Annotated in this window: 12 protein-coding genes; 5 read left to right on the forward strand and 7 right to left on the reverse strand. The window is 66.9% G+C overall.

Annotated features, from left to right (window positions below):
- Positions 1-22 precede the first annotated feature (22 nt).
- The 4 genes from AC11WY_RS09830 to AC11WY_RS09845 all read left to right on the forward strand — a co-directional run bounded on the left by AC11WY_RS09830 (position 23) and on the right by AC11WY_RS09845 (position 2364).
- Positions 23-475, forward strand: coding sequence for an SspB family protein (locus AC11WY_RS09830; RefSeq protein WP_482924893.1), 453 nt, complete (start codon positions 23-25; stop codon positions 473-475).
- Positions 476-563: 88 nt separating this feature from the next.
- Positions 564-1958 (forward strand): class II fumarate hydratase, encoded by a 1395-nt coding sequence (fumC, locus tag AC11WY_RS09835; RefSeq protein ID WP_482924895.1) that lies wholly within the window; start codon positions 564-566, stop codon positions 1956-1958.
- Positions 1958-2137 (forward strand): DUF4169 family protein, encoded by a 180-nt coding sequence (locus AC11WY_RS09840; RefSeq protein ID WP_482924897.1) that lies wholly within the window; start codon positions 1958-1960, stop codon positions 2135-2137. Before fumC ends, AC11WY_RS09840 begins: the two co-directional genes overlap by 1 nt.
- The gene (locus tag AC11WY_RS09845) at positions 2134-2364 is read left to right on the forward strand and encodes a ribbon-helix-helix domain-containing protein (protein ID WP_482924899.1); all 231 of its coding nucleotides are present in this window, start codon (positions 2134-2136) and stop codon (positions 2362-2364) included. The genes AC11WY_RS09840 and AC11WY_RS09845 overlap by 4 nt, the downstream gene beginning before the upstream one ends.
- A gap of 27 nt (positions 2365-2391) precedes the next feature.
- Here AC11WY_RS09845 and AC11WY_RS09850 read toward each other — a convergent pair whose 3' ends face one another.
- The 3 genes from AC11WY_RS09850 to AC11WY_RS09860 are packed head-to-tail and all read right to left on the reverse strand — an operon-like array spanning position 2392 to position 5750.
- Positions 2392-3735, reverse strand: a complete 1344-nt coding sequence (locus tag AC11WY_RS09850; protein WP_482924901.1) for a cytochrome P450 — start codon at positions 3733-3735, stop codon at positions 2392-2394.
- On the reverse strand, positions 3732-4958 hold the full coding sequence (locus AC11WY_RS09855; protein WP_482924903.1) for a hypothetical protein: 1227 nt from the start codon (positions 4956-4958) through the stop codon (positions 3732-3734). Before AC11WY_RS09855 ends, AC11WY_RS09850 begins: the two co-directional genes overlap by 4 nt.
- A 39-nt stretch (positions 4959-4997) precedes the next feature.
- Positions 4998-5750, reverse strand: coding sequence for a cytochrome c biogenesis CcdA family protein (locus tag AC11WY_RS09860; protein ID WP_482924905.1), 753 nt, complete (start codon positions 5748-5750; stop codon positions 4998-5000).
- 106 nt (positions 5751-5856) lie between these two features.
- On the opposite strand from AC11WY_RS09860, the gene AC11WY_RS09865 reads away from it, so the two are divergent.
- Positions 5857-6084, forward strand: a complete 228-nt coding sequence (locus AC11WY_RS09865; protein ID WP_482924907.1) for a sulfurtransferase TusA family protein — start codon at positions 5857-5859, stop codon at positions 6082-6084.
- Between the two features lie 54 nt (positions 6085-6138).
- On the opposite strand, the gene AC11WY_RS09870 is transcribed toward AC11WY_RS09865, so the two are convergent.
- The 4 genes from AC11WY_RS09870 to AC11WY_RS09885 all read right to left on the reverse strand — a co-directional run bounded on the left by AC11WY_RS09870 (position 6139) and on the right by AC11WY_RS09885 (position 12831).
- On the reverse strand, positions 6139-8862 hold the full coding sequence (locus tag AC11WY_RS09870) for an Rne/Rng family ribonuclease (protein ID WP_482924908.1): 2724 nt from the start codon (positions 8860-8862) through the stop codon (positions 6139-6141).
- Between the two features lie 428 nt (positions 8863-9290).
- Complete coding sequence (locus AC11WY_RS09875) at positions 9291-9500, reverse strand: hypothetical protein (protein WP_482924910.1); 210 nt, start codon at positions 9498-9500, stop codon at positions 9291-9293.
- Positions 9501-9725: 225 nt separating this feature from the next.
- A complete protein-coding gene (locus AC11WY_RS09880; RefSeq protein ID WP_482924912.1) occupies positions 9726-11057 on the reverse strand; it encodes a sigma-54-dependent transcriptional regulator in 1332 nt (443 codons plus the stop codon).
- 7 nt (positions 11058-11064) lie between these two features.
- On the reverse strand, positions 11065-12831 hold the full coding sequence (locus AC11WY_RS09885) for a sensor histidine kinase (RefSeq protein ID WP_482924914.1): 1767 nt from the start codon (positions 12829-12831) through the stop codon (positions 11065-11067).
- Positions 12832-12875: the final 44 nt, after the last annotated feature.

The following is a 12875-nucleotide window of genomic DNA, read 5'->3' on the forward strand; positions in this document are numbered from 1 at the left end:
TGCGGTTGCGAAAGGCCTTTTGATGACCCGTTCCATCGACTACGGAAATCTGATGCACCGTGCGATGCGGGGACTGATCCAGCAGGTGCTGACCGACATCGCCGCGAACGGGCTGCCCGGCGCGCATCACTTCTTCATCACCTTCGACACCCGTCACAGTGGCGTACAGATGGCGGCCTGGCTGAAGGATCGCTACCCGGCCGAGATGACCGTGGTGATTCAGCACTGGTACGAGAACCTGACCGTCACCGATGAAGGATTCACCATCACGCTGAATTTCGGCAACCAGCCCGAACCGATGTTCATCCCCTTCGACTCGGTGCGCACCTTCGTCGACCCCTCGGTCGAATTCGGCCTGCGCTTCGAGACGCATGACGACGAGGACGACGACGAGGCCGAGATGGAGGAAGAAGCCGAGGACGACGCCCCGCCCAAGGAGGCCGAGGTGGTCAGCCTCGACAGTTGGCGGAAATAGCGTCCCGCCTGCGGTATGCGACGGCATGCCGATTGATTTTGCAGCACCGTCCCGCTAAACCCCTCGCGACATTCGAGGAGGCTTGCCAATGACCGCGACCCGCACCGAAACCGACAGCTTTGGCCCGCTCGAGGTTCCCGCCGACAAGTATTGGGGCGCGCAGACGCAGCGTTCCATCATCAATTTCCCGATCGGCTGGGAACGCCAGCCGGTGAAGATCATCCGCGCGCTTGGCGTGATCAAGAAGGCCTGCGCGCTGGTCAACATCGACCAGGGCGACATCGCGCCGGAACTGGGCAATGTGATCGCCGCCGCCGCAACCGAGGTGATCGAGGGCAAGTTCGACGACAACTTCCCGCTGGTGGTCTGGCAGACCGGGTCGGGCACGCAGTCGAACATGAACGCCAACGAGGTGATCTCGAACCGCGCGATTGAAATGCTGGGCGGCGTCAAGGGCTCGAAGAAGCCCGTTCACCCGAACGATCACGTCAACATGGGGCAGTCGTCGAACGACACCTTCCCGACCGCGATGCACGTTGCCATCGCCATGCAGGCGCGCGACGTGACGCTGCCGGGGCTGGAAAAGCTGCATGCGGCGCTGGCGGCGAAAGCGGCGGAATTCAAGGACATCATCAAGATCGGCCGCACCCATACCCAGGACGCCACCCCGTTGACGCTGGGGCAGGAGTTTTCCGGCTATGCCGCGCAGGTCGCCAAGGGGATTGCGCGGGTGAAGATGTGCCTGCCCGACATCTACGAACTGGCGCAGGGCGGCACTGCCGTCGGCACCGGGCTGAACACCCGCGTCGGCTGGGACGTCCGCGTCGCCGACAAGATTGCTGAAATCACCGACCTGCCGTTCGTCACCGCGCCCAACAAGTTCGAGGCGCTGGCCGCGCATGACGCGATGGTGATGTTCTCGGGTGCGCTGAAAACGGTCGCGGCCTCGCTGTTCAAGATCGCCAACGATATCCGCCTTTTGGGCTCCGGCCCGCGCTCGGGTCTGGGCGAACTGATCCTGCCGGAGAACGAGCCGGGATCCTCGATCATGCCGGGCAAGGTCAACCCGACCCAGGCCGAGGCGCTGACGATGGTCTGCGCCCATGTGATGGGCAACGACGCGGCGGTGGGCTTTGCCGGCAGCCAGGGTCATTTCGAGCTGAACGTCTACAACCCGATGATGTCCTACAACGTGCTGCAATCCATGCAGCTTCTGGGCGACGCCTCGGCAAGTTTCACCGACAACATGGTGGTCGGGATCGAGGCCAACACGGTGCGGATCGACAAGCTGATGAAGGAATCACTGATGCTGGTCACCGCGCTGGCGCCGACGATCGGCTACGATGCCGCGACCAAGGTGGCCAAGACCGCGCACCACAACGGTACCACGCTGCGGGAAGAGGCGATCGCACTCGGCTATGTCGATGGCGAGACCTTTGACCGCATCGTGCGACCCGAGGACATGGTGGGGCCGAAGGGGTAATGGTCGAGATCGTCAACCTCAACCGCGCCCGCAAGGTGCAGACCAAGGCGAAGGCGCGGGTCGAAGGCGCCGCGAACGCGCGGAAGTTCGGTCGCAGCAAGGCCGAAAAGACGCTGGAGCAGACGCAGGCCGACAAGGCCCGCGCCACGCTCGACGGTCACGCCCGCGAGCCGGAATGAGCGGCCGCCCGGTCAAGCACTCGCTGACCCTGGCCGGGCACCGCACCAGCGTGTCTTTGGAGGCCGCGTTCTGGCAGGCGTTCCGCGAGATTGCCGCGAGCCGCGGACAGGGCATCAACACGCTGGCGGCCGAAATCGACGCGGGCCGCGGCGATGTGGGGCTGGCCTCGGCGATCCGCGTCTTCGTGCTCGACGCGGTCCGCGCCAAATCTTCGCAGAAGATTTGATCTGATTTTTCGGCGAAAAATCGGGCTTCAGCGGCGGCGCAGATCCAGCCAGATGCCATCCTTGGCCCGCACCGTCAGATGCGCCACCGGCACCGGATCCCGCCCCGCCACCGGCGCAAAGCGGAACGCCCGCACCAGCAGCGCCAGCAGCAACGGCCCTTCCACCATCGCGAAGCCCGCCCCGGTGCAGACCCGCGGCCCGGCCGAGAACGGCATGTAGGCGTCGCGCGCCGAGGCGCGGCAGGCCTCGGTCTGCCAGCGGTCGGGGTCGAAGGCATCGGGATCGGCCCACAGGCGTTCGTGCCGGTGCAGGTGCCAGGGGCTCAGCACGATCTGCGCGCCCGGAGCCACCGCCCGCTCACGGAACACCTCCGGGCAGCGGTTTTCGCGCACCATCATCGGCACCGGCGGATAAAGCCGCAGCGCCTCGCGGAACACATCACGGGTGAACCTCAGCTTGGACAGGTCTGAAAAGGCGGGGTTTTCCGGCAACGACGCCGCCTCTGCCGCGACCCGATCCTGCACCTGCGGCGCGCGGGCCAGCAGATACAGCGCCCAGGCCAGCGCCGAGGCCGAGGTTTCGTGCCCGGCCAGAAAGAAGATCGCGACCTGATCGACCATTTCGGCGGTGGCAAAGAGTTCCCCGGTCAGCGGATCGGGCGTCGTCATGATCTTGGTCGCCAGATCGTCCGGCGCCGTGCCCGCCGCAATCGCGGCCGCGCGATCCGCCGTCAGCCGCGTGATCAGCGCCCGGATCGCCCGCGCCGTCGCCCGGGTCCGGCGCGCGTGGAAGCGCGGCATCCAGCGCGGCAGCGGCACGAAAGCGGCGAGGTTCAGGATCGGCTGGGTGCGCTGATACGCGCGGAACTGGGTGAAGACCGCCGCCGCCACCTCATGCTCGATCGGGATCGAAAAGAGGGTGCGGAAGATCACGTCCGCCGCCGCATGGCTCATCGGCGCCTCGACCTCCTGCACGCCCTCGGCCAGCCGCGCCACCGCCGCCTGCCCGGCCGCCAGCATCGCCGGATAGGTGTCGCGCAACCGCCCGCCCTCGAAGGCGGGGTCGATGATGCGGCGCTGGCGCTTCCATTCCGCGCCATTGGTGACAAAGACCGAGCGGCCCAGCAGCGGGCGCAGGCCCTCGCCGATCCGGCCCGACTTGGGGAAATCGTCGGGGCGTTCCTTCAGCACGAGGTCGATCAACGCCGGATCGTTGCACAGGTAGCTGCGAAAGAACGGGGTGCGGAACTCGGCCATCCAGGCACGGTAAAGCCGGGCGGGCTGGGCCGACAGGATGTCTTGCCGAAAGAGCCGCAGATAGCGCCAGAGCGACACGCGGTCGGGGCGCGGCTGGGGCTTGGGCGGGATCATGCCGCGCGGCTCGTGTAGCGCGACAGCGGCCGCTCGATCCGGCTTTTCGACGGCGCGCGCCCGGCGTAGCGCGCGGCCAGTGTCAGCGGCCCCGCCGTGATGCGGAAGTAGTCGTAATCGCCGGGCCGGTCGAAAGCGGACAGATACTGGAAATGCAGCCGGAAAAACCGCCAGCGCAGCGCCCGCCAGCGTTCCGGGCTCAACGTCTGGGTGAACGCCGCCGAGATCACCAGCGGCCAGCGCTTGCCCGGCGGCGCCACCCCCGACACCGCCACCGGATCGCACAGCGAGAACGCGGCCCCGTCGCCAGGTGCGGTGACATCGACCCAGGTCAGATCGTCGCGCGTCGAGAGAAAGGCCAGATCGTCGCGCAGTTTCCACGCATCGGGCAGGAAGGACACCATCGGGATCACCTGCCCCAGCGACAGGAAGGCCAGCACCGGCCCCCCCGCCCGCGGACCCTCACCCGCGCGCAGAAGGTCGGCTAGGACCGACACCGCCAGATGCGCGCCCGAGGAATGGCCGACCACCAGCACCTCGTCCACCGGCTCGCGCAGCGCCGCGGCGATGGCCTGGCGAAACACCGCCATCCGCGCGGACAGGTCGTCCGGCAGCGCGCCGCGCGCCTGCGCGGTATGGGCATAGTCGTGCATCAGGTAATAGGCCAGAAATCGGCTGTCCTGCGCCCGGAACCCGCGCAGAACCAGTGGCACGACGGCAAGACCGGCAAGGGCTGCCACCACCTGCGGCGCCACCAGGGCCAGAAGCGCAGCCACCACCGCCCCGGCCAGACCGGCCACGCCAAGTTGCGCCAGCAGCACCACGATGGGATAAAGTGCGGCGATGATCGGCCCCTTGCGCAGCCGCATCAGCCGGAAGAGCGCGCCCGAGCCGATATAGACCCAGGCCGTGCGCGCCAGTTGCAGATAGGTCGCCCCGATCCCCTGCGCCATCGAGCCGCGCACGATGTCGGCCCAGATCAGCATCTCGACCCCGGTTTCCACCGCCGCGCCGTCGACCTCGGCCTGCACCTGCCAGCCATAGGCGCCGCGGCCGCGCCTCGGGCTCAGCGTCAGGCGGTAGCCCGAGATGGCGGCCTGCGCGGTGCCTTCCTTGCGATACATCTCGCGGTAGCGCCGGGCGGGCACGGGATCGTAGCCGGGGATGTAGAACACCCGCCGCCGCGCCACTTGGCCCCCTGTGCTGCCGTCCGCCGCCGTCATGGCGCCAGCATAGGCGGCAATTCCGGCAAAAATAAGGGGCTAGCCGAGGCTGGAGAGGCCGGGAAAATGCTCCAGCAGCCAGTAGGAAAAGCTGGAAAACCCGCCCGTCAGCATCAATAGGCCGATGGTCCACAGCAAAAGCCCCATGATGCGCTCGATCCGTTCCATCCGGCCCTTCATCCAGCGCATCAGCCCGGCGAGGCGCGGGAAGAAGGCGGCAACCGCCAGGAACGGCAGCCCCAGCCCGAGCGCATAGACGCCCAGCAAGAGCGTGCCCCGGCTGACGCTCGCCTCGTTCGCGGCAAGCGAGAGGATGGCGCCCAGTTGCGGGCCGATGCAGGGCGTCCAGCCAAAGGCGAAGGCAAGGCCCAGCACATAGGCGCCGAAGGCCGATCCGCCACGGTCGCCCACGTCCAGCCGCGCCTCGCGGTTCAGGAACGGGATGGTGATGACGCCCAGGAAATGGGCGCCGAACACCATCACGATCACCCCCGACAGCGTGGCGAAGGTGGTGGAGTTCTTCAGGAAGAACGCGCCAAAGGCCGAGGCGGTGAAGCCCAGGAACAGGAACACCGTCGACAGCCCCAGCACGAAACACAGCGCCGGGACCATCGGACTGCGGCGCGTGCCCTCGGCGCCGTGCAGTTCGGCGATGCTGATGCCGGACATGTAGGCGAGGTAAGGCGGCACGATCGGCAGCACACAGGGGCTGAGGAACGACAATATGCCCGCGCAGAGCGCGATGAACATCGCGGGCAGCAGCCCCGCGTCGATCAGATCCAATCCGAACATGCGCATCCCCTTTGGCGCCGGATAGACGATTTCGCGGCCGCCGTCACGGGGCCAATGCGTCACATCGCCGTGGACGCGGGCCCATGATCGGCCTATCACGCCGCGCATGGAGTGGGACGTCGAAGTTGATGCCGCCGGGCTGATCTGCCCGCTGCCCGTCTTGCGCGCGCGCAAGCGGCTGCTGGGGTTGCCGCCGGGGGCCGTGCTGCGGCTGATCGCGAGTGATCCGGCCTCGATCATCGACGTGCCGCATTTCTGCGCCGAAGCCGGGCACAGGCTCTTGTTGCAGACCGAAGAGGGCCCGCATCAGGTGTTCCTGATCCGGCGCGGATAGCAAAAGGCGCCGGGGGATGCCCGGCGCCTTCCGTCATTCGTGCGATCCGCCGGATCAGCGGGCGAGCGACCACCAGCCGCGCTTTTTCGCCTTCGGCTCGCCATCCTCGGCGACCTCCGGATCAGGCGCGGGTTGCAGCGTCTCGGTCACCGTGACCGCATCATCCGCCATCGGTGCGGCCAGCGGGGCCGCCGCGACGGCGACCTCGGCCACCGGCACCGGGGCAGTTTCGGCCATCGCCGGTTCCGGCACGGGCATCGGCGCGGGTTCCACCGCCACCGGTTGCGGCGCGGGCGCCAGCTCGGCCGGGGCCTCGACCTCGGTCGGGGCTTCCGCCTCCGCCGTGGCTGCGGGTTTGCGCGTGCGGCTGCGGGGTGCGCGCTTCTTCGGGGCCGGGGTTTCCTCGGCGACCGCTTCGGCCACGCCGCCCTCGTCCGCGGTCAGCTCTTCGACGGCGGCCTCTTCCGCGACCTTCGGCTTGGCGCGGCTGCGGCTGCGACGGCGCGCTGGCTTGGCCGGGGCCTCGTCCGCCGCAGGCTCGGCGACGGATTGCGCGACGGCGGCTTCGTCCTCGCCCTCGTCCTCGGTGCCGTCGTCATCGCTGCCGTCGTCGCCCTCGGCGCCTTGCGCGTCCGTGCCGCCTTCGGCCTGACCCGCGGCGCCGTTCTTGCGGCGACGCCGACGGCGGCGCTTCTTCTTCGGCCCGTTCGGCGCTTCGCCCGGAACCGCCTCGGCCACCGCCGCGACCTCGGCGACCTCGGCCACCTCTTCGACCTCGGCCTCGTCCTCTTCGATCTCGACCTCGTCCTCTTCGACAAGGTCATCCATCAGCGAGGTATCGACCGACACGACATGATGCGCTTCCGGCACGGCGCGCAGCGCGGTCTTGAACTTCTCGATCGAGAAATCCGGGCTGATCAGGGTCGGATCGGCCTCGATGCGCACCGACATGCCGTAGCGCAGTTCGATCTGCGCGATGTGTTCACGCTTCTGGTTCATCAGGAAGTTGACGATCGCGACCGGCGCCTTCAGCAGCACCTCGCGCGAGCGTTTGCGGGTGCCCTCTTCCTCGAGCTGGCGCAGGATCGACAGCGCAAGACTGTCATCCGAGCGGATCAGGCCGGTGCCGTGGCAATGCGGGCAGGGCGCGGTGGTCGCCTCCAGCATCCCCGGCCGCAGGCGCTGGCGGCTCATTTCCAGCAGGCCGAAGCCCGAGATGCGCCCCACCTGGATGCGCGCCCGGTCGGTTTTCAGCTTGTCCTTCAGCCGCTTTTCAACGGCCAGGTTGTTGCGCCGTTCTTCCATGTCGATGAAGTCGATCACGATCAGCCCGGCGAGGTCGCGCAGCCGCAGTTGCCGCGCGATTTCCTCGGCCGCTTCCGAGTTCGTCTTCAGCGCGGTTTCCTCGATCGAGCCTTCCTTGGTGGCCCGGCCCGAGTTCACGTCGATCGCCACCAGCGCCTCGGTGATGCCGATCACGATGTAGCCGCCCGACTTGAGCTGCACCACCGGGTTGAACATGCCGTTCAGGTAGGTTTCCACCTGATAGCGCGCGAACAGCGGCATCTGCTCGGTGTATTGCTGCACCACCTTGGCATGGGACGGCATGATCATCTTCATGAAGTCCTTGGCAACGCGGTAGCCCTCCGCGCCTTCGACCAGAACCTCTTCGATCTCGCGGGTGTAAAGGTCACGGATCGTGCGCTTGATCAGGTTGCCTTCCTCGTAGATCGGGGCGGGCGCGATGGATTTCAGCGTCAGTTCGCGAATCTCTTCCCAAAGCCGCATCAGGTATTCGTAGTCGCGCTTGATTTCGGCCTTGGTGCGCTTGGCGCCCGCGGTGCGGATGATCAGGCCCGCGCCTTCCGGCACCTCGATCTCGCCCGCGATCTCTTTGAGCTTCTTGCGGTCGGCCACTTGCGTGATCTTGCGGCTGATGCCGCCGCCGCGCGCGGTGTTGGGCATCAGCACGCAGTAGCGGCCCGCCAGCGACAGATAGGTGGTCAGCGCCGCGCCCTTGTTGCCGCGTTCTTCCTTGACGACCTGGACCAGCATGATCTGCCGGACCTTGACGACTTCCTGAATCTTGTATTTCCGCGCCCGCGGCTTGCGCGGCTGACGGATTTCCTCGGCGACGTCCTCTTCGGCGATCGACTCGATTTCTTCGTCGTTGTCGGCGGCATGGTCGAGCGCGCGATAGCGCCGTTCGCTGCGTTCTTCGCCGGTTTCGTCGACGCTGTCGCCGTTGGTATGGTCATGGGGCGCGTGGTCATGATCCTCGGCGGCGGCGGGCGCCTCCGCTGCGGGCGCCTCGGCACTCGGCGCATCATACAGCGCATCCGCGCCGCGATCCTCGCCCAGATCGACGACATCCATGTTGCCGATCTCGCGGTTGGTCACGGCGTCGCCGTTCTCAGCGTCTTCGGCGCGCGGCTGCGGGCGCGGGCGGCGCGAGCGTTCGCGGCCCTCGTCATCTTCCATCGCGCGGGCATAGGCGCGTTCTTCATCCAGCAGCGCCTTACGGTCCGCCGTCGGAATCTGGTAATAATCCGGATGGATTTCCGAGAACGCCAGGAACCCGTGCCGGTTTCCGCCGTAATCGACGAAAGCGGCCTGCAGCGAAGGCTCTACCCGCGTGACTTTCGCAAGGTAGATGTTGCCGGCGAGTTGCCGTTTGTTGACGGTTTCAAAGTCGAATTCCTCAACCTTGTTTCCGTCCACCACCACGACCCGGGTCTCCTCGGGGTGGGTGGCATCGATAAGCATCTTGGTGGCCATGTTGTTCCATTGCACCCTGGCGGGGCGAGGGCCGCGCGGACAGATCCGGGCGGGCGGCTCACAGCGGTCGGGTGACTTGTTCGGGCGAAGCGGGCCGTCGAACAGAGACACCAATGCCGAGCCGAGCGCCCGGTCGGGCGTCCCAGTCTCGGCTTCGGCAGGTCTGCGCAGTCCATCGCGGTTGTTCCAGGGCACCAACGTCGGCACCCGTCCTATCAGCCCGCACCGTCACCGACCGTTCGGGCAATTCCTCGGTCTTGCGACCCATCGACCGACCAATTCCGATCGCAAGGGCAAGGTGCCCGTCATCGGAATCAGCGGCGAAACTGACTCGGCGGGTCCGGTTCGGCGACACGGAACCCCCGTTGCACGACTGTAGCGGGTCAGGCAAGCAAAAGACAATGGAAATTCTGCGCGCCGGGGTTCGCCTATTGCGCGAGCCCGTGGTTGATCAGCAGGCCGGCCGTCGCCACGCCGACCAGCAGGATCACGATGACGAGCGGTGGCAGCACGAGAATCGGCAGGCGCTGCACAAGGCTCTTGCGCTGATGGCACTTGCCGCAGATCGGCGACATCAGTCGGGTATTATGGCCACAAAACCGGCAGGTCACGCCGCGAATGTTCATCAGTGCAGACATCGGACATCCTTTGGAAGGCGGGCGCAGGTTTGACTTCGCTCTCCTCGAAGACGAATCTCATCGACGGAGCCTAACCCTCGGTTTGCATCAAAGTCCAACCGATACTATGGGTTGTCGCCTGATCGTGACCGATCATTCGTCCGGGCGACAGAGTCAGGCCGCACAACCACAGGATGATCTTACCTGCGGGCACCTTTCCCCGTCAAGTGGGATGCCCGCCGAGCCTCAGACGTAATCGCCGCGACTCAGCCCGTATTTCGCCATCTTTTCGTTCAGCGTGCGGCGCGGCAGGCACAGTTCTTCCATCACCGCGACGATCGAACCCTTGTGGCGGCGCATCGTGTTGTCGATCAGCATCCGCTCGAAGGCATCTACATAGTCCTTCAGCGGCTTGCCCTCGGTGGTCACCGCAGGCGCGGCCGCCTCGTTGTCGGCCATCAGCAGCGAGGCGATGGTGCCGGTGCCGCGGCGGTTCTGCAGCACCGCGCGCTCGGCGATGTTCACCAGTTGGCGCACGTTGCCGGGCCAGGGCGCCTGCAACAGTTGCGCCGCTTCCTGCGCGGTCAGTTGCGGCGCCTCGCAGCCGTATTCCTCGGCGAACTGCTCGGTCAGGCGGGTGAACAGCGTCAGGATATCCTCGCCGCGCGTGCGCAGCGGCGGCAGGGTGATCTTCAGCGCGGCCAGCCGGTAGTAAAGGTCGGGCCGCAGCGTCTCCTCCAGCGTGCGGTCGGGCGCGTGTTCGTTGCAGATCGCGATGATGCGCGTTTCGGCGGGCATCCCCTGGTCGTTGATCTGGGTCAGCAGGCGCGCCTGCATCCCCTGGCTCAGCGCCTCGATGTCTTCCAGGCAAAGCGTGCCGCCGCGCGCCTCTTCCACCAGCGGCAGGCCGCTGCCTTCCTCGGTCGGGCCAAAGAGCCGCGTCGCCAGCGCATCCTCGGAAAACGCGGCGCAAGAGATGGTGACGAACTTGCGCCCGGCCCGCGGCCCGACCGCGTGCAGCGCGTGCGCCACCAGTGTCTTGCCGGTGCCAGTTTCACCGTCGATCAGCACGTGCCCGTCGGCCTGCCCCAGATCGAGGATATCCTCGCGCAACCGCTCCATCACCGCCGAGGTGCCGATCAGCTTGCGCATCAGCACGGTGCCGTCGCTGAGCTCACGCCGCAGGGCGCGGTTGTCCAGCGTCAGCCGCCGGGCCTGCGTCGCGCGCTTCACCAGTTCGGTCATGCGGTCCGGGTTGAACGGCTTTTCCAGAAAGTCGTAGGCGCCCAGCCGCATCGCCTCCACCGCCATCGGCACGTCGCCGTGGCCGGTGATCATGATCACCGGCAGGCCCGAATCCATGCTCATCAGCCGCTTCAGGAAGGCCATGCCGTCCATCCCCGGCATCTTGATGTCGCTGACCACGACGCCCGGAAAATCGGCCCCGATGACCTTCAGCGCCTCTTCGGCACTGGCATGGGCCTCGGCGTCGAACCCCGACAGCGCCAGCCACTGGCTGATCGACTGCCGCATGTCCTGCTCGTCGTCGACGATCGCCACTTTCATCGCACGCACCATCAGACCCTCATTCCGCTGCTTCGACGTCCCGCGCCAGGATGGGCAGTTGCACCTCGAACACTGCGCCACCGCTTTCGCCGTTGCGCGCCGTCAAGCGTCCGCCCAAGTCCTTGACGATGCCGGAGGAGATCGCAAGCCCCAGCCCCACCCCCTCGCCCGGCTTCTTGGTGGTGTAGAACGGTTCGAACAACTGGTCGAGGTTCTCGATGCCGTGGCCGTTGTCGCGCACCGTCAGCGTCGCCGTCTCGCCTGCCGTCAGCAGGATGTCGATGCGCGGATCGGGCTCGCCCTTGGTCGCATCCAGCGCGTTGCGTAGCAGGTTGATGATCACCTGCTCATAGCGGATGCGGTCGGCCATCACCATCACCGGGCTGCGCGGCAGGGTCCGCGTGATCTTCACCGCGCGGGTCTTCAATTGTGGCTCCATCATCGACAAAGCCGTGGAAACGCAATGCCTTGCGTCAACAGGCTCGAACGCCTGGCCGCCCTTGCGGGCATAGGATTTCAACTGCCGGGTGATCGCGCCCATGCGGTCGATCAGGTCGTCGATGCGCTGGAACGACGACAGCGCCTCCTCCGGCCGCTTGCGTTGCAGCAAGAGGCGCGCGCCGGCCAGATAGGTCTTCATCGCCGCCAGCGGCTGGTTCAGCTCATGGCTGACCGCCGCCGCCATCTCGCCCAGCGCGGCAAGCTTGGAGGACTGCGCCAGCGTCTGTTCGGCAAGGTTCAAGTCTTGCTGCACTTTCTCGCGTTCGGCGATTTCCCGCTGCAAGCGCGCGTTCAACTGGCGCAGTTCCGCCGACTCGCGCTGGAACAGCACCGATTGCGACACCGCCCGCCGCGACAGGATATAGAAGGCCAGCGCCAGCAGCATGGCGAAGCCCATGATCTCCAGCGCCAGCACGGCGTTCACCTGCTCGCGGATCGAATCGTAGCGGGTGAAGGCGGTCAGCTTCCAGCCGCGGAACGGAATGGTGGTGGAGTTCTTCATCACCGCCAGGCCGCGCAGATAGGCGTCGGGGCGCGCCCGCGTCCAGTCGGCGGTGACGTTCCAGGCCCGCTCGATCGCCGAGGGGGCGTCACGCTCGACCAGCGCATCCTGCAGGGCATGGCCGCGCCAGCGCGGTTCGGTCGACAGCACGATCTTGCCCTCGCTGTCGGTCGCCACCACCGCGTCCGAGAATCCGGCCCAGCTCCGTTCATACTTGCTCAGGTCGACCTCGACGACGATCACCCCGATCGTCGCGTTGGTCTGGCTGAGGCTGCGCGAATAGGTGAACTCGAACCCGCCCGAGTCGCGCGGGTTGACCGTGAACACCGAATCCTTGGCCCGCTGCGCCTCGACGAAGGCCGGCGCGGCCTTCAGGTTGGTGCCGATCCGGTTGCGGTCGGTCGCGGCCACCACGCGGCCGTCGCTGTCCAACAGCACGATCGCCGCCGCGCCGATCTCGGCCTGCAACGAGATCAGCCGCTGCGAGGTCGAGGTGAAATCGGTCGTGGTCAGCGCTTCGATCAGCGCCGGGTCGCGCGACAGCAGCAGGGGCACCACCGAGGTGCGCTGCAACTCGCTCATCACGTTGCCGGTATAGAGCGCGAGGCGCAGCATCGCCCGGTTGCGCGTCGTCTCGGTAAAACGCTGGGTCAGCACGTCGTTCGTCATCAGAACGACCCCGATCGCCACCACCACCAGCAGGCCCACGATGATCCGCGCCAGCCACGGCGCGCGCCGGGCCGGATCGGGCGGGGTTTCGTCTGCGGGATCGTTCAGCGTCATGGCGGCAGACTACGCCGCGCCGGGCGCGGTCTCAAGCGCCGGAC

The sequence above is a fragment of the Solirhodobacter sp. genome (genome assembly GCF_964715405.1).

Coding starts and splice junctions, on each gene's coding strand:
- AC11WY_RS09830 (WP_482924893.1), top strand. CDS start 23: ATGACCCGTTCCATCGACTACGGAAATCTGATGCACCGTGCGATGCGG.
- fumC (WP_482924895.1), top strand. CDS start 564: ATGACCGCGACCCGCACCGAAACCGACAGCTTTGGCCCGCTCGAGGTT.
- AC11WY_RS09840 (WP_482924897.1), top strand. CDS start 1,958: ATGGTCGAGATCGTCAACCTCAACCGCGCCCGCAAGGTGCAGACCAAG.
- AC11WY_RS09845 (WP_482924899.1), top strand. CDS start 2,134: ATGAGCGGCCGCCCGGTCAAGCACTCGCTGACCCTGGCCGGGCACCGC.
- AC11WY_RS09850 (WP_482924901.1), bottom strand. CDS start 3,735: ATGATCCCGCCCAAGCCCCAGCCGCGCCCCGACCGCGTGTCGCTCTGG.
- AC11WY_RS09855 (WP_482924903.1), bottom strand. CDS start 4,958: ATGACGGCGGCGGACGGCAGCACAGGGGGCCAAGTGGCGCGGCGGCGG.
- AC11WY_RS09860 (WP_482924905.1), bottom strand. CDS start 5,750: ATGTTCGGATTGGATCTGATCGACGCGGGGCTGCTGCCCGCGATGTTC.
- AC11WY_RS09865 (WP_482924907.1), top strand. CDS start 5,857: ATGGAGTGGGACGTCGAAGTTGATGCCGCCGGGCTGATCTGCCCGCTG.
- AC11WY_RS09870 (WP_482924908.1), bottom strand. CDS start 8,862: ATGGCCACCAAGATGCTTATCGATGCCACCCACCCCGAGGAGACCCGG.
- AC11WY_RS09875 (WP_482924910.1), bottom strand. CDS start 9,500: ATGTCTGCACTGATGAACATTCGCGGCGTGACCTGCCGGTTTTGTGGC.
- AC11WY_RS09880 (WP_482924912.1), bottom strand. CDS start 11,057: ATGGTGCGTGCGATGAAAGTGGCGATCGTCGACGACGAGCAGGACATG.
- AC11WY_RS09885 (WP_482924914.1), bottom strand. CDS start 12,831: ATGACGCTGAACGATCCCGCAGACGAAACCCCGCCCGATCCGGCCCGG.